We start from the raw sequence: 15,014 nt of genomic DNA on the forward strand, positions 1-15,014 counted from the left end.
GGGCGGTCACGCCGTCCCTTCGCCCCGAGAGGGCGTGCTACGCAGGCTCCAGAGTCCCAGGACCGGGCCCGGCAGCAGCCACCAGATCGCCCAGGGGCCCTGGGAGGCCCATAGCGCGGTAGTCAGCCAGATGCCGGGAATCGTCAGGCCGAAGCCGATGGCGTTCATCACCGCCAGGGTCGAGCCGATGTGGGCGCGCGGTGCGTTGGCCGCGGCCAGGGCGGAGAACTGGGGCGAATCGGCGATCACCGTCAGTCCCCACAGCGCCATCAGCGCCAGCAGCCACCAGGGCGACAGGTTCGCCAGTAACGGATAGCCCAGGCAGATCAGCCCCGAGATGGCCAGCGCGCCTCGGGCCACCGGCAGGCTGCCCAGTCGCCGGCTCAGCCGACCGCCCAATACGCAGCCCGCCGCGCCCAGCGCTATCACGGTGAAGGCCAGCCAGGGCACCAGCGCCGGCGAGGCCGACAGCCGGGTGAGCTCGCGACCGACCAGGAAGGGCGTCAGGGTCCATACTGCATAGAGCTCCCAGCAGTGGCCGAAGTAGCCGCCGGCGAAGGCTCGAAAGCGGGGGGTGCGCAGCGCGGCCAGCCCCTCGCGCAGCCGCGCCCGGCCACCGGGAGGCGGCAAATGCGGGCCGTCGCCGAGGACAAGCACCAGGGCGCCGCCGACGAGTGCCAGCGCCGAGGCGCCCAGCAGCGGCCATTGCCAGGGCAGCCCCAGAGTGGCACCGCGCAGCAGGTGGGGCAGGGCGGTGCCCAGCGTCAGCATGCCCAGCAGCCAGGACAGCGCCGCCCCGGTGTAACGCGGCGTCCAGCCGATCACCAGCTTCATGCCCAGCGGATAGATGCCTGCCAGGCAGACGCCGGTGAGAAAGCGCAGCACCAGGGCGAGCGCGGGGTGTTGAGCGGCCAGCATGAAGCCGGCATTGGCCAGGGCGCCGGCCAGGCAGGCGGTGGCGAACACGCGGCTGGCGCGGAAGCGGTCGGTGATCCCACTGGTGGCAAGCCCCAGGGCACCGAGGATGAAGCCGGCCTGCACGGCCAGCGTCAGCCGGCCGAGGTCGGCATCGGAGAGGCCCAGGTCACTGGCGAGCGAAAGTCCCACGCCGTTGACGCTGAACCACAGCGAGGTGCCGAACAGCTGAGCGATAACGATGATGGCCAGGGGATGGCGCGAGGGCGAGCGCATGACAGGAAATCCGCGGATGCGATGCTGGAGCGACCATCCTATGAGCCATGGCTCATATCATCCAGCCGGCGATGGACGCGTACGATGCCGCAGGCTGTCAACGCGACCGGGTTCGCCCGGCCTCAGCAAGCCGTCGAGGCGGCGACGAAGGACGCGATGCCGTCGATCAAGCGCTCGGGGCACTCCCGATGGGGTACATGACCGCAGTCCGGGAGCATCAGCGGATCGGCGGGGCCGGGTGTCAGGGCCGCGATGCGCCGGGGCTGTTGCGGGGAGCCGTATTCGTCGCGCTCGCCGTGAACGGCCAGGGTGGGGCAGCGAACGCCGCCCAGCGCCTCATCCAGCCGCCAGTGCCGAAAGGGTTCGGAGTGCCAGGTGTCCACCCAGGCGCGCAGTACCCAATCGGCCTTGTCGCCGTGATGGCGGGCCAGCCGCTCCATCTGGCCGGGGACCGCGAAGGCGCGCTCGGCCGTGCGGATGCCGACCAGCGTGCGGGGCTCGGTGAATGCCTGGGCCGCGACGGTGATCAGCCCCTGGCAGGCTTCCGGATACATTGCCGCGATGGCGGCGGCCATGCAGCCACCTACGCTGTGGCCCAGCACCATGAAACGCGCCAGCCCCAGGTGCTCCCGTACGGCGGCGAAGCCGCTGCTCGCCTCGTCGTCGATGAAGCTCGGGGGCTGCGCCCCGGGATAGGGCGCCGACCGGCCGTAGCCCAGGCGATCGTAGGCCACCACCGGGCGTTTCAGGATGCACGCCAGTCGGGCTGGGAAGCGCCGCCACAGCGAGACGCTGCCCAGCGAATCGTGCAGCAGCACCACGGGCGTCCGGTCGGCGTCTTCTCCTCGCGGCGGCATCCATCGCACGGCGTACAGCTCGCCCTGCGGCGTCGCGATGCGTGTTTCCCGGCCCTCTCTCACGGCATCGTGCCTAGTCGACCAGCTCGACGGCCACTGCCGTGGCCTCGCCGCCGCCGATGCACAGGCTGGCGATGCCGCGTTTGCCGCCGCGCTGGCGCAGGGCGTGAATCAGGGTGGCGATGATGCGCGAGCCGGTGGAACCGATGGGGTGGCCCTGGGCGCAGGCGCCGCCGAAGACGTTGACCTTGTCGTGGGGCAGGCCCAGGTCGTCCATGGCGATCAGGGTGACCACGGCGAAGGCCTCGTTGATCTCGAACAGGTCGACGTCGCCCACGCCCCAGCCGAGCCTGGTCATCAGCTTCTCGATGGCGCCGACCGGGGCGATGGTGAATTCGCTGGGATGCCGCGAGTGGGTGCTGTGGCCCAGCATGCGCGCGATGGGCTTGGCCCCCGCACGCTCTGCCGCGGCCCGACTGGCCAGAATCAGCGCCGAGGCGCCGTCGGAGATGGAGCTCGAGTTGGCGGCGGTGATGGTTCCGTCCTTGGCGAAGGCCGGGCGCAGCGAGCGGATCTTGTCGAGCTTGGCCTGGAAGGGCTGCTCGTCGTGCTCGACGAGAGTATCGCCGTGTCGGCCCGGGACCGTGACCGGGGCCATCTCCGCGTCCAGGTGTCCGGCGTTGGTGGCGGCCATGGCCCGCTCGAGGGAGGCGATGGCGAAATCGTCCAGGCGCTCGCGGGAATAGTCACGGGCGCTGGCGACCTGCTGGGCGAAGCCGCCCATCAGCTGCCCCGTTTCGGCGTCCTCGAGGCCGTCCAGGAACATGTGATCCTTGAGTTCGCCATGGCCCAGTCGATAACCGCCGCGCGCCTTGGTCAACACGTGAGGGGCGTTGGACATCGACTCCATGCCGCCGGCCAGCAGGATGTCGCCGCTGCCGGCGCGGATCAGGTCATGGGCCAGCATGGTGGCCTTCATGCCGGAGCCGCACAGCTTGTTGATGGTGGTGGCACCGATGCCGTCGGGGATGCCGGCCTGGCGCATGGCCTGGCGGGCGGGCCCTTGCTTGACACCGGCGGGCAGCACGCAGCCCAGGATGCCTTCGTCGAGGGCATCGGCCTCGATGCCGGCGCGCTCGATGGCGGTGCGGATCGCCGTGGCAGCGAGCGTCGGCGCGCTGAGGCTGGACAGGCTGCCCAGCAGGCCGCCCATGGGTGTACGTGCGGCGGAGAGGAAGACGATGTCTGTGGAATCGCTCATGTGGGGTCTCCCGACTCGAGGGTTGTTGTCGTGAAGGTCAGAGACCGTCGGCGCGTTGACCCGCCGGCGGGGCTATGGTTCTCTCAGGGTCAACCAAGCAAGCGCTAGTGTAAACGTCGATGAATGTAATGAATGACTCTCCGCGTCGCAAGGAACTCACGCGTCAGGCCGCCCAGCTGTTCGTCCAGGAAGGCTTCGACCGAACCACGGTGCGCATGCTGGCCCAGGAGATGGGGATCAAGTCGGGCAGCCTCTTCCATCATTTCCGTGACAAGCAGGAGATCCTGGCCGCTGTGATCGAGGAGGGCACCGAGAATGCTCTGAGCATCGCTCGTGCCGCTCTCGATGAATGCGACAGCGACCCGGAGGCGAGGTTGCACGCCATGGCCCGGGCCCATCTGGAGACCCTGCTCACCGATCGTAACGCCCATGTGGTGGCACTCTACGAGTGGCGCCGTCTGGACGGCCAGGCTCGTGCTCATCTCAGTCACCTGCGCGATGCCTACGAGGCGCTGTGGGAGACGGTCATCGACGAGGCGCTAGCGGCCGGGTTGATCCAGGGCGATCGTTTCCTGGTGTCGCGCTTTGTGATGGGCGCGCTCAACTGGACCGTGCGTTGGTACGACCCCGAGGGTGAACGTTCTCCTGAGGACCTGGCCCGGGAACTCATTGCCATGCTCATGTCTCCTCGCGCCTGACGTCTCACGATGCCCGCCGTGCGGCGGGCTCGACCATCGTCTAGTTCATCCTGTCGCTTTACATCTTGCCCCATCGCCGAGAAGCCTCTAGCGTGTACCTAGCGCTTGCTAGGTTGACGTTTACGTCAACTGTATATCAGCGAGCCGGATTCGCCAAGAGGCACCCGTGCCGGCAGACGGCCGATCGCCGACAACAAGCACAATGGCCCCGGGAAGGGGCCGTCAGCCAAGAGGGCAGCTCATGAGCACATCCGCAACGCTTACCGACTACTCGACTTATCTCGACGCCTTCTCCGTCGATGCGGTGATCGATCGGCTCGACGATCATCGCGATGGCAAGCTCAATGCCTTCGAGGCCTGCTGTGGGCGCCACCTGCGCGAGGGGCGAGGCGGGGCGACGGCGCTGGTGCACGAGGATGTCCAGGGAAGCATCACCACCCTGAGCTATGCCCAGCTGGCGGAGGCAAGCGAGCGGCTTGCCGGCTGGCTGGAGCATCGCGGCCTGGGGCAGGGCGATCGCATCGCCTGCATGCTGCCGCGTTCGCCGCAGCTGTTGATTGCGGTGCTCGCCACCTGGCGCATCGGTGCGGTCTATCAACCGCTGTTCACCGCCTTCGGTCCGGATTCGGTGGACTTCCGCCTGGGCCGTGCCGATACCCGGCTGGTGATCACCGATCGGGCCAATCGCGCCAAGTTCGATGGCCTGGCGAACTGCCCGCCGGTACTCGCGGTGGGTGGGGCAGATGGCGACCACGAGGCCGATCTGGATTGGGAGATGGCGCTGGCGTCAGCTCCCATCGCCTCCCCGGCACCGCGGCAGGCGCCGGATGCCCCCTTCCTGCAGATGTTTACCTCCGGCACGGTGGGCAAGCCCAAGGGCGTGGCCGTGCCGCTCGCGGCGCTGCCGGCCTTTGCCCTCTACATGGAGCTGTCCGTCGGCCTGGAGCCCAACGATCGTTTCTGGAACATGGCCGATCCGGGCTGGGCCTATGGGCTCTACTACGCGATCGCCGGCCCGCTGCTGCTGGGGGTGACCACCCATTTCTGCGAGGCGGGCTTCAGCGCCGAAGGCGCGCTGGCCTTCATGGCGCGTCATCGCATCACCAACTTCGCCGCAGCGCCCACCGCCTACCGGTTGATGAAGGCCTCGGGGCTGTTCGACGATGCCCACGAGATCCTCGAACTGCGGCGGGCCAGTTCCGCCGGCGAACCGCTCAATACCGAAGTGGTGACCTGGGTGGAGAGTGCGCTGGGCTGCCCGGTGATGGATCACTACGGCCAGACCGAGACCGGCATGACCTGCTGCAACCACCATGCCCTTGGCCATCTCAAGCACGTCGGCGGCATGGGCGTGCCGTTGCCCGGCTATCGGCTGGCGATCCTCGACGCCGAACATCGCGAGCTGCCACCGGGTGAGCCCGGAGTACTGGCGGTGGATATCGCCCGGTCCCCGGCGCATTTCTTCCCCGGCTACACTTGGCAGGAGAAGCATCCCTTCGCCGAGGGCTACTACCTGACCGGCGACGTGGTGGTGCGCAACGAAGACGGCACCTTCCAGTTCGCCGGCCGCGACGACGACATCATCACCACCGCCGGCTACCGGGTGGGGCCCACCGACGTGGAGAACTCCGTCCTTTGCCATCCCGCCGTGGCCGAGTCGGCCGCCGTCGGCCAGCCTGACGAGATTCGCGGCGAGATCATCAAGTCCTACGTGGTGCTGCGCGAGGGCTTCGAGCCGAGCGACGAGCTGGCCAACGAGGTTCGCCAGCAGGTTCGCGAGCGGCTCTCGACCCATGCATTTCCCCGGGTGATCGAGTTCGTCGATGCCCTGCCCAAGACCCCGAGCGGCAAGATCCAGCGCTTCAAGCTACGCGCGGATGCCGCCGACAAGGCGGCGACGCCCGCCCCCTGACCGAGGAGAATCTCGATGCAAGTGAAGGACAACGCCTTTTTGATCACCGGTGCCGCGTCCGGCCTGGGGGCGGCCACCGCCGAGCGCCTGGTCGCGGCCGGCGGCCGGGTGGTGCTGTGCGACCTCAGCGAGGCCGTCGAGGCTCATGCCGCGCGGCTGGGCGAGGCGGCACGCGCGGTACGCGGTGACGTCACCTCCGCCGACGACATCCAGGCCGCGGTGGATGCCGCCGTGGCCCTGGGAGGCGAGCGCGGCCTGGCGGGAGTGGTGCACTGCGCCGGCGTTGTCAGCGTGGCCAAGCTGCTCGACCGCGAAGGCAACCCTGCGGACCTCGAGGCCTATGCGCGAACCCTGCAGATCAACCTGGTGGGCACCTTCAATGTCATGCGCCTGGCCTCGGCGGCCATGGCCAGGAATGTGCCGGGAGAAGACGGTGAGCGCGGGGTGATCATCAACACCGCTTCGGTGGCGGCTTTCGACGGCCAGGTGGGGCAGTGTGCCTACAGCGCTTCCAAGGCGGGTGTGGTGGGCATGAGCCTGCCGGCGGCCCGGGAGCTGTCTCGCTACGGGATCCGGGTGATGGCCATCGCCCCGGGCGTGTTCGAGACGCCGATGATGAGCGACATTCCCGAAGCTGCCGTGGAGGCGCTCTCGGCCGCCGTGCCTTTCCCCAAGCGGCTGGGGCGTCCCGACGAGTATGCCCGCCTGGCCGAGCAGATCGTCACCAATCCGATGCTCAACGGCGAGGTGATTCGCCTGGACGGCGGCATCCGTATGCAGTGACCCGGCTGCGCCCGGAGCTGGAAGAGCCGGGCTTCGCCCGGAGCTGGAAGAACGCCCGCTTCGCGGGCTTAAGCTTGAAGCTTGCAGAAACCCCTTGACCCCATGATGGTGGGGTTCATGCTGCCTTCCAGCTTCCAGCTTCCAGCTTCCAGCTTCCAGCTTTTCGTTTTTTCATCCTAAAACGAACGCTTGACTGTCTTTTCGTGCGGGCGTAATTTCAAACACATGTTTGAAGCGGCCTGCGCCGTGCCCCTACGCCCGACATCAGGAGAGACCGAGATGCCCGACTATCAGGCCCCGCTGCGCGACATGCGCTTCGTGATGGAGGAGTTGCTGGACTATCCCGCCCACTATGCGCGGCTACCCGGCGGCGAGGAAGCCACGCCGGACGTGGTGGCGGCAATTCTCGAGGAGGGCGGGCGCTTCGCCCGCGAGGTGCTGTTGCCGCTGAACCAGAGCGGTGATCGCGAGGGTTGCCTGCTGGAGGGAGGCGAGGTCAAGACGCCGCGCGGTTTCAAGGCCGCCTACCGGCAGTACGTCGAGGGCGGCTGGCCGGGCCTGGCGGCGTCTCCCGACCACGGCGGCCAGGGGCTGCCGCCGTCGCTGTCGATGGTGCTCTCGGAGATGATCTGTTCGGCGAATCTGGCCTGGGGCATGTACCCGGGGCTCTCGCACGGCGCAGCCGACGCCCTGCGCCATCATGGCACCGCCGAGCAGCAGGCGACCTACCTCACCAAGCTGGTGGAAGGCACCTGGACCGGCACCATGTGCCTGACCGAGCCCCATTGCGGCACCGACCTGGGCCTGATCAAGACCCGGGCGGTGCCGAGGGACGACGGCAGCTATGACGTCACCGGCACCAAGATCTTCATCTCCGCCGGCGAGCACGACCTGGCCGAGAACATCGTCCACCTGGTGCTGGCCAAGCTGCCCGATGCCCCCGAGGGCTCCAGGGGTATCTCGCTGTTCGTGGTGCCGAAGTACTTACCGGAGCACCTGCCCGATGAGCAAGGTGAGCCTGGTGCGCGCAACGGCGTGGTCTGCGGCTCGCTGGAACACAAGATGGGCATCCACGGCAATGCCACCTGCGTGATGAACTTCGACGGCGCCAGGGGGTTCCTGGTGGGTCGCCCGCACAAGGGGCTGGCCTGCATGTTCACGATGATGAACGCCGCGCGTATCGGGGTGGGCATTCAGGGATTGGGACTGGCCGAGGCGAGCTTCCAGAACGCCCTGGCCTACGCTCGGGATCGCCTGCAGATGCGCTCCCTGGCCGGGGCCAAGGCCGCGGACAAGCCTGCCGATCCGATCATCGTGCATCCTGACGTGCGGCGCATGCTGCTGACCCAGAAGGCCTTCGCCGAGGGCGGCCGCATGCTGGTGCTCTACACGGCCCAATTGATCGACGTGGTCGAGCACGGCGAGGAGGCGGCCGAACGCGAGCGCGCCGATACCCTGCTCGGTCTGCTGACGCCGATCGTCAAGGCGTTTCTCACCGAGGTCGGTTTCGAGGCGACCAATGAGGGCGTGCAGGTGTTCGGGGGCCATGGGTTCATCCAGGAGTGGGGGATGGAGCAACTGGTGCGTGACGCCCGCATCACTCGCCTCTACGAGGGCACCACCGGTATCCAGGCCCTGGACCTGCTGGGCCGCAAGGTGCTGATGAGCCAGGGCGAGACCCTCAAGGCCTTCACCAGGGAGATCCACAAGTTCTGCCAGGCCGAGCAGTCCACGCCGGGCATGGCGGAATTCGTCCGCCCGCTGGCCAAGCTCAACGCGGAATGGGGCGAGCTGACCATGGGCCTGGGCATGAAGGCCATGAACGATCGCGACGAAGTGGGCGCCGCCAGCGTCGACTATCTGATGTACGCGGGCTACGTGACGCTGGCCTATCTGTTCGCCCGCGCTGCCCGGCAGGCGCGAAGCGCCCTGGAGGCCGGCACGGGCGAGGCCGCCTTCTATCGCACCAAGATCGATACCGCGCGGTTCTATTTCGAGCGGCTGCTGCCGCGGACCCGTGGCCACAAGCAGGCCATCGAGGCAGGGAGCGATTCGCTCATGGCGATCTCCGCCGAGGACTTCGGGCTCGGCTTCGAGATCTGACAAGCGGAGCAATCGCGGTATTTCTCTCGGCCGGTCGGTGACCGGTGGCTTGGCGGCGAGGTCATCTCGCCGCCTTTCTTGCGTCTGGCTGCCGGGCCTCTGGTGCTCGGGCGAAGGTAGGGGCATGATGCCAGCTTGGATCGAGCTCGCGATAACGCGCCTTGTGCGCCAGGAGGCCAGCATGTCCCGAACAAACCGCCTGCAGGAACTGCTCGGTAGGCTGCGACATCACGATGGACCGCTCGGCGGGCAGGAGCTCGCCGAGGCGCTGGGGGTGCCGCTGCGCACGCTCTACCAGGACATCGCCGTACTGCGGGCGGTGGGAGTCGAGATCGTCAGTGAGCCCGGACAAGGGTATGTGCTGCCAACCGACGTTCCGCTGCCGCCGCCGGCGCTGCGAGCTCCCGGCGTCGAACCCTCGGCCGAGCTGGTCTTCTACACCAACCCCTTGTCGAGGGGCGGCATCGTCCATTGGATGCTCGAGGAGCTCGGCATCTCCTATCGCCGGGAGGTGCTCGACTACGGTGCGCCGATGAAGGCGCCGGACTATCTGGCGATCAATCCGATGGGCAAGGTGCCGGCCATACGCCATGGCGACGTCGTGGTCACCGAGGCCGCGGCGATCTGTGCCTATCTCGCCGACGCCTTCCCCGAGGCGGGACTGGCGCCGGCGCCCGACCGGCGTGGCGCTTATTACCGCTGGCTCTTCTTCGCGGCAGGGCCGCTCGAGACCACGCTGTCCCTGTCGTCGCTGCTCGGCGTGCATCCGAGCCCGACGCAGGAGATGCAGCTCGGCTGCGGAAACTCGGAGGCCGTGATCGAGACACTGGCCGGGGCGGTTCGCGACCGCCGCTTCATCGCCGGCGATGCCTTCAGCGCGGCCGATGTCTACGTCGGGTCCCATATCGGCTGGGGCATGGCGTTCGGCACGCTTCCGCGATGCCCCGAATTCGAGGCCTACTGGGCCGGCCTCGAGGCACGCCCGGCCCAGCGCCGCGCCGCAGCGTTCGTTGACGAGGCAAGGCAATACGCGGCGGGCTCGTAGCCCGTCGATGCCGAACGACGCCGAGTCACGGGCGGTGAGCGCTGAAGGTGCTGGTTTGGCGCCTCAGCGGGCGTTGGCGTCGACCTGGAAGAGTCCGAAGGTGTTGCCTTCGGTATCCAGGAAGTAGCCCTGCCAACAGGTGTCGGGAATGGCGAAGACGGGCAGGGCGACCCGGCCGCCGAGCCGCTCGACACGGGCCGCCGCTTCGCGGATGTCATCGACCTCGAAGGAGCAGGTGAAGGCGTTGGTGCCGCACTCGGCAGGCGGCGTGGTGGCCGGTCGCTCGAGCAGGCCGCCGCGCAGGCCCTCGGCCTCGAGGCGCCAGTAGGCGACCGGGAGACCCTCCACGGCGGTGAATCGCCAGCCCAGCAGGCCGGTGTAGAAGGCGCGAGCTCGCTCTGGGTCGTCGGCCTGGATCTCGAGGTAGGGTTGAGCGCTCATCGGGATGATCTCCGCTGTCACTTCCACTTGATGTTGCAGCCAATGGACGGTTGCTGGTGTGGGCTCGGTGCCTGGCCTGCCAGCACGGCATCGGCGGCGGCGCGCAGGTCCTCGCCGGTTACCGGAAGCTCCTTGCCGGGGCGGCTGGCGTCGAACTGGCCGCGATAGGCCAGCCGGTGATCGCGGTCGAAGAGGAAGAAGTCAGGGGTGCAGGCGGCCTGAAAGGCCCGGGCGACCTCCTGGGTCTCGTCGACCAGGTAGGGGAAGGTGTAGCCCCTAGCCCGGGCTTCCTCGAGCATCTTCTCGGGGCGATCCTCCGGATGGCTCCGGTAGTCGTTGCTGTTGCTGCCGACCACCGCCAGTCCCTTGGCCTGATACTCGCGGCCGAAGTCGGCCAGGGCGTCGGCCAGGTGCTTGACGAAGGGGCAGTGGTTGCACATGAAGACGACCAGCAGCGGCTGGTCGGGGTAGTCGTCGCTTCCCGTCGTGTGGCCTTGGGCATCGGCCAGGCGGAAAGGGGGCAGGGGGCTGCCCAGCTCGATCATGGTGGACGGCGTCAGGGACATGGGAGCTCCCGTTGCGTGGGTGATGCTCACAGCCTAACAGAAGGCTCGAAGGCCGCCCGGCGGTTGCCGATTCAGTCGTATCCCAGTGCCTGGCGCAGCCGGTCGGCGTGGCGGGCCACCCAGTCCGGGTCGATGGGCCCCCAGTCGCGGATCACGTAATGGCCGACGTTGTGGCGCTGGCCGGGTTCGGGCTCGAATTCGCAGCGAACGTCCAGTTCGGCCAGGGCGGCGATGGTGTCCTGGGCGGTGCGTCGCGGCATGCCGGTGGCCTGCATGATCGCCGGCACGCTGGCGGTGCCGGCGGCGATCAGGTGAGCCACGTAGAGGCGGCGATAGAAGCTCGTCTGGGTCTTGCTCAGGCTCATGGGGGGATCGTCCGTGAAGATTTGCCTCAGGCTGACATGGCGCAGAGGCGAGTGCCAGCCCGGGCGTGTCCGCCTGGCGTCGTCTCAGCGGGAGCGGGAGAGGAACCAGTTCTTCATGGCGCTGGTGATGCGGCGCATGTCGTCCTCGGGAGTGATGTAGGCCGGCATGGTGTACAGCCAGCGGCCGAAGGGCCGCAGCCATACGCCCCGGGTGCGGGCGAAGTCGGCCACGCCCTTGAGGGCGGCGGGGTCGTGGACCTCGATCACCGCGGTGGCGCCGAGCACGCGCACGTCGGCGACGTCAGCGTGGGCGCGCAGGGCCTCGTCTTCCGCAAGTTCTCGGCGCAGCACGCCGTTCAGCGCCTGGATGCGGCCCAGATAGTCATCCTCCTCGAACACCGCCAGGCTCTCCAGGGCGACGCGGCAGGCCAGCGGATTGCCCATGAAGGTCGGGCCGTGCATGAAGGCGTGCAGCTCGCTGTCGCCGATGAAGGCATCGTGGACGCGGTCGGTGGCCAGCGTCGCGGCATGGCCCAGATAGCCGCCGGTGAGCCCCTTGGACAGCACCATGATGTCCGGCGTCACCTCGGCGTGATCGGCGGCGAACATCTTGCCGGTGCGGCCGAAGCCGGTGGCCACCTCGTCGAACACCAGCAGCACGTCGAACTCGTCGCACAGCTCGCGGGCGCCGCGCAGGTAGTGGGGCGAGGTCATGTTGAGCCCGCCGGCCGCCTGCAGCAGCGGCTCCATCAGCAGCGCGCCGATCTCTTCGTGATGGGCCTCGAGCACAGCGCGCAGGGCGTCGAGATCAGCCTGCACCTCGGCGCGGCTGGCATTGAAGCCAGCGGTGGGCGCGGGGGCGAAGTGGTGCCGGGGCAGGAAACCGGTGAACAGCGAATGCATGCCTTCCTCGGGATCGCAGACCGCCATGCAGCCGGCGGTGTCGCCGTGATAAGCCTTCATCAGCGTCAACATGCGATGCTTGGCCGGCTTGCCGCGCAGGTAGTGGTACTGCACGGCCATTTTCATGGCCACTTCCATGCCTACCGAGCCGCTGTCGGAGAAGAACACATGATTCAGGCCTTCCGGTGTGACGCGAACCAGTTCCCGGGCCAGGCGGTCGGCGGGATCGTGGGTGAGTCCGCCGAGCATCACGTGGCACAGCTCGTCGGCCTGGCGCTGGATGGCCTCGACCAGACGCGGGTGACGGTAGCCGTGGATCATGCACCACCAGGAGCAGGTGGCATCGAGCAGCGACTCGCCGTCCTCCAGGATGAAGCGAGGACCTTCGCCGCCGACTACCTTGGGGGCGGGAGACTGGGTCTTGAGATGGGCGTAGGGGTGCCAGACGGTGGACGTCATCGGGCCTCCTGAAACGTGCGTAAACGGCGCCATCGGGACGCACGGCGTGCCGATGAAGTGGGTGTGTTCACCTTACATGTAAACCATTGGGTTATGAAGATGTTGACTGTTGGCGCGTGGCGTCGTCTGGATTGAGCGGATAGAGTGTCGAACATATCGGCCTAATCGAATTGAGGATGTGCCTCGCCGCGCCGGCCGGCATCGCTGACAATGAGGATGGCATGACGACAGTCGCGTCCGCGTCTCCTGAGAGCGTTTACCTGGCGGCCCTCTCGGTCGGCAGCCGTGCCATGATGCAGGCCGACAACTGGGCGGATGGGGTGGATCGGCTACTCGCCGAGATTGGCCGTGCGACCGGTGCCAGCCGGGTGTGGGTCTTCCAGTTGCTGGAGATCCAGCCTCAGGCCGTGCTGCAGGACTACGTCTTCGAGTGGGCCGCCGCGCCGGCCTATCGGCAGCTGATGCAGCGCCGCTTCCGCTTTTTCCGTTCGGGGCTCGAGGATCCCGCCTATCGTCGCTTGGTCGAGGAGCGACGTGACGGCGGATGCCATGACCTGTGCGTGCCGGACATGGCCGACGGTCCGCTGCGGCGACACCTCGAGAGCCAGGACATTCTTTCCATGGCCACGGTACCGATCATGGTTCATGGCGAGTGGTGGGGTACGCTGGGAATCGACGACTGCCGGCGGGCGATCGCCTGGAAGGGACCTGGGCTCGACCTGCTGATCGCCACCGCCGAGCTGATCGCGGCCGCCATCTATCGACATCGACTGACCAGCCGCTCCCGGCAGGTCGAACTGTTCCAGCGGGTGGCGAACTGCGGCGTCTGGGAAGTTGCGCTGCGCAATGGGCACGTCTGGTGCTCCGAAGCCCTCAAGGCGCAGCTGGGCTACCCCGCGACCTATCCGCGCGTTCCGCTGCGCCGCATGCTGGCCAGGCTGTGGCGCGAGGATCGACATCAACTCTGGCAGCAGGTGCGTGGCTGCCTGGCCGGGCGGCAATCGCACTGTCGGTTGGACGTGCGGATGCCGCTCGACGCAGGGGGCATAGGCTGGTTCGAGATCGTCGCCGAGATCCAGCGCGACGAGGCCGGTCGGCCGCTGGCCATGGCCGGAATCCTGATCGACATTCATCGCCGCAAGCGAGACGAGGAGCGTTCGCGACGGGCCGCCGAGACGGATGCCCTGACCGGGGCGCTGAACCGGCGGGGCTTGATGCGTTGGCTGAAAGACCATGCCCGTCGCGAGTCGGTGCACCTGATGCTGCTGGACATCGATCATTTCAAGGCGGTCAACGATCGATACGGCCATGCGGCGGGCGATGCCCTGCTGTGTCGGCTATCCCGGCGATTGCACGGCGAGTTGCGCGAGAACGATGCGCTGGTGAGACTGGGCGGCGAGGAGTTCGCGCTGCTGATTCGCAGCGACGACGGAGCACGGATGCTGGCCCTCGCCGAGCGGCTACGAGGAGTGGTGGCCGACCGTCCCTTTCACCTGACAGTGCCCGGAGCGCTGGAATCGGTGACGGTCGCCGTCTCGATCAGCCTGGGCGTCGCGCGCATGCCGCCGGGAACGATGGATCTCGAGACGCGTCAGGCCCTGGCGCTGGTCTGGGCGGACGAGGCGCTGTATGCCGCCAAGCAGGCGGGTCGCAATCGCACCAGGCGGCATGCCAGCGTCACCGGGCCGGGAAACGGTGCCGTGGGATCGGCCGAACGCTGAAGCTTGGAATCAGCGTGTGGCAAGGCAGGGTGGCGATGCGTTCCCGTGCGGTTTGATCTACGCTGGGGCGGTCCCTGGAAGGGAGCGACATACTCACATGATAGGAGGGATCCATGTCACGCCGCATTTTCATTGCCGCCCTGTTAGCCGCAGTTTCCGCCCCTGCGTGGGCCAGCGACCTCAAGCCCGGACAGTGGGAGATGACCATGTCCATGGAGGGCGAGAATCTGCCAAGCCAGCTCACCGAGGAACGCACCAGCCAGATGTGCCTGACAGGAGGAGAGGCCGATGACATGGGCGCTACCATGCGCGAGCGTTGGCGGGAATCCGACTGCACGGACATCAACCTCACCCGCGAAGGCAACAGTATCCAGGCCCAGGCATCATGCCAGCAGGGCGGCCGGACGACGTCAGTTGATGCTCACGTCACGCTGCACAGCGATGAGCACTATACCAGCGAGATCGTCACGACCAACGATGGCACCTTGACGACTCGTCAGGCCGGGCAGTGGGTCTCATCGGAGTGCGAGGCCGGTGCAGGCAGAGAGGGATAGTGGAGAAGGTCGCCGATGCAGGCCGTGCCAAAACACAACCTCGGCTGGCACACTGCCCATCAGGTTTCCTGATGGGCAGTTTTCATCATGGCACGCTATATCACCGGCGCGTCTCGCGAGCAGCTCGATCTGCTGCCCCCTTCCCTCGATGACTT

General features: G+C 67.6%; 14 protein-coding genes. 7 read left to right on the top strand and 7 right to left on the bottom strand.

Annotation, left to right across the window (positions count from 1 at the left end):
- Positions 1-6: 6 nt before the first annotated feature.
- From ACGTN6_RS01245 to ACGTN6_RS01255, 3 genes are all read right to left on the bottom strand, one after another.
- Positions 7-1,191, bottom strand: coding sequence for an MFS transporter (locus ACGTN6_RS01245; RefSeq protein ID WP_394589409.1), 1,185 nt, complete (start codon positions 1,189-1,191; stop codon positions 7-9).
- A gap of 122 nt (positions 1,192-1,313) precedes the next feature.
- Positions 1,314-2,048 (bottom strand): alpha/beta fold hydrolase, encoded by a 735-nt coding sequence (locus ACGTN6_RS01250; protein ID WP_394589410.1) that lies wholly within the window; start codon positions 2,046-2,048, stop codon positions 1,314-1,316.
- A gap of 73 nt (positions 2,049-2,121) precedes the next feature.
- The gene (locus tag ACGTN6_RS01255; RefSeq protein WP_394589411.1) at positions 2,122-3,309 is read right to left on the bottom strand and encodes an acetyl-CoA C-acyltransferase; all 1,188 of its coding nucleotides are present in this window, start codon (positions 3,307-3,309) and stop codon (positions 2,122-2,124) included.
- Positions 3,310-3,437: 128 nt separating this feature from the next.
- Here ACGTN6_RS01255 and ACGTN6_RS01260 point away from each other — a divergent pair, with 128 nt between their 5' ends.
- From ACGTN6_RS01260 to ACGTN6_RS01280, 5 genes are all read left to right on the top strand, one after another.
- Positions 3,438-4,007 carry a TetR/AcrR family transcriptional regulator gene (locus ACGTN6_RS01260; protein ID WP_394589412.1) on the top strand — a complete coding sequence of 190 codons (570 nt, stop codon included), beginning with the start codon at positions 3,438-3,440 and terminating at the stop codon, positions 4,005-4,007.
- A 241-nt stretch (positions 4,008-4,248) separates the two neighbouring features.
- The gene (locus tag ACGTN6_RS01265; protein ID WP_394589413.1) at positions 4,249-5,919 is read left to right on the top strand and encodes an AMP-binding protein; all 1,671 of its coding nucleotides are present in this window, start codon (positions 4,249-4,251) and stop codon (positions 5,917-5,919) included.
- Between the two features lie 15 nt (positions 5,920-5,934).
- The gene (locus ACGTN6_RS01270) at positions 5,935-6,702 is read left to right on the top strand and encodes an SDR family NAD(P)-dependent oxidoreductase (RefSeq protein ID WP_394589414.1); all 768 of its coding nucleotides are present in this window, start codon (positions 5,935-5,937) and stop codon (positions 6,700-6,702) included.
- Positions 6,703-6,981: 279 nt separating this feature from the next.
- The gene (locus ACGTN6_RS01275) at positions 6,982-8,805 is read left to right on the top strand and encodes an acyl-CoA dehydrogenase C-terminal domain-containing protein (protein WP_394589415.1); all 1,824 of its coding nucleotides are present in this window, start codon (positions 6,982-6,984) and stop codon (positions 8,803-8,805) included.
- 181 nt (positions 8,806-8,986) lie between these two features.
- On the top strand, positions 8,987-9,850 hold the full coding sequence (locus ACGTN6_RS01280; protein WP_394589416.1) for an HTH domain-containing protein: 864 nt from the start codon (positions 8,987-8,989) through the stop codon (positions 9,848-9,850).
- 63 nt (positions 9,851-9,913) lie between these two features.
- Here ACGTN6_RS01280 and ACGTN6_RS01285 read toward each other — a convergent pair whose 3' ends face one another.
- From ACGTN6_RS01285 to bioA, 4 genes are all read right to left on the bottom strand, one after another.
- Positions 9,914-10,291, bottom strand: coding sequence for a VOC family protein (locus tag ACGTN6_RS01285; protein ID WP_394589417.1), 378 nt, complete (start codon positions 10,289-10,291; stop codon positions 9,914-9,916).
- Between the two features lie 17 nt (positions 10,292-10,308).
- Positions 10,309-10,857, bottom strand: a complete 549-nt coding sequence (locus ACGTN6_RS01290) for a thioredoxin family protein (protein ID WP_394589418.1) — start codon at positions 10,855-10,857, stop codon at positions 10,309-10,311.
- A gap of 71 nt (positions 10,858-10,928) precedes the next feature.
- Positions 10,929-11,222 (bottom strand): winged helix-turn-helix domain-containing protein, encoded by a 294-nt coding sequence (locus ACGTN6_RS01295; RefSeq protein ID WP_394589419.1) that lies wholly within the window; start codon positions 11,220-11,222, stop codon positions 10,929-10,931.
- An 84-nt stretch (positions 11,223-11,306) separates the two neighbouring features.
- Entirely contained in the window at positions 11,307-12,584 is a 1,278-nt protein-coding gene (gene bioA / locus ACGTN6_RS01300) for an adenosylmethionine--8-amino-7-oxononanoate transaminase (RefSeq protein ID WP_394589420.1), read from the bottom strand.
- Positions 12,585-12,805: 221 nt separating this feature from the next.
- Here bioA and ACGTN6_RS01305 point away from each other — a divergent pair, with 221 nt between their 5' ends.
- Together ACGTN6_RS01305 and ACGTN6_RS01310 are read left to right on the top strand one after the other, a co-directional pair.
- Complete coding sequence (locus tag ACGTN6_RS01305) at positions 12,806-14,305, top strand: sensor domain-containing diguanylate cyclase (protein WP_394589421.1); 1,500 nt, start codon at positions 12,806-12,808, stop codon at positions 14,303-14,305.
- A gap of 113 nt (positions 14,306-14,418) precedes the next feature.
- Positions 14,419-14,859 carry a DUF3617 domain-containing protein gene (locus tag ACGTN6_RS01310; protein WP_394589422.1) on the top strand — a complete coding sequence of 147 codons (441 nt, stop codon included), beginning with the start codon at positions 14,419-14,421 and terminating at the stop codon, positions 14,857-14,859.
- Positions 14,860-15,014 lie beyond the last annotated feature (155 nt).

Source organism: Halomonas sp. B23F22_20, assembly GCF_043496985.1.
In the GTDB taxonomy this organism is placed as follows: domain Bacteria; phylum Pseudomonadota; class Gammaproteobacteria; order Pseudomonadales; family Halomonadaceae; genus Halomonas.

Bases quoted from the DNA above. Each gene is read 5' to 3' on its own strand.
- ACGTN6_RS01245 (WP_394589409.1), bottom strand. From the start codon at position 1,191: ATGCGCTCGCCCTCGCGCCATCCCCTGGCCATCATCGTTATCGCTCAG.
- ACGTN6_RS01250 (WP_394589410.1), bottom strand. From the start codon at position 2,048: ATGCCGCCGCGAGGAGAAGACGCCGACCGGACGCCCGTGGTGCTGCTG.
- ACGTN6_RS01255 (WP_394589411.1), bottom strand. From the start codon at position 3,309: ATGAGCGATTCCACAGACATCGTCTTCCTCTCCGCCGCACGTACACCC.
- ACGTN6_RS01260 (WP_394589412.1), top strand. From the start codon at position 3,438: ATGAATGACTCTCCGCGTCGCAAGGAACTCACGCGTCAGGCCGCCCAG.
- ACGTN6_RS01265 (WP_394589413.1), top strand. From the start codon at position 4,249: ATGAGCACATCCGCAACGCTTACCGACTACTCGACTTATCTCGACGCC.
- ACGTN6_RS01270 (WP_394589414.1), top strand. From the start codon at position 5,935: ATGCAAGTGAAGGACAACGCCTTTTTGATCACCGGTGCCGCGTCCGGC.
- ACGTN6_RS01275 (WP_394589415.1), top strand. From the start codon at position 6,982: ATGCCCGACTATCAGGCCCCGCTGCGCGACATGCGCTTCGTGATGGAG.
- ACGTN6_RS01280 (WP_394589416.1), top strand. From the start codon at position 8,987: ATGTCCCGAACAAACCGCCTGCAGGAACTGCTCGGTAGGCTGCGACAT.
- ACGTN6_RS01285 (WP_394589417.1), bottom strand. From the start codon at position 10,291: ATGAGCGCTCAACCCTACCTCGAGATCCAGGCCGACGACCCAGAGCGA.
- ACGTN6_RS01290 (WP_394589418.1), bottom strand. From the start codon at position 10,857: ATGTCCCTGACGCCGTCCACCATGATCGAGCTGGGCAGCCCCCTGCCC.
- ACGTN6_RS01295 (WP_394589419.1), bottom strand. From the start codon at position 11,222: ATGAGCCTGAGCAAGACCCAGACGAGCTTCTATCGCCGCCTCTACGTG.
- bioA (WP_394589420.1), bottom strand. From the start codon at position 12,584: ATGACGTCCACCGTCTGGCACCCCTACGCCCATCTCAAGACCCAGTCT.
- ACGTN6_RS01305 (WP_394589421.1), top strand. From the start codon at position 12,806: ATGACGACAGTCGCGTCCGCGTCTCCTGAGAGCGTTTACCTGGCGGCC.
- ACGTN6_RS01310 (WP_394589422.1), top strand. From the start codon at position 14,419: ATGTCACGCCGCATTTTCATTGCCGCCCTGTTAGCCGCAGTTTCCGCC.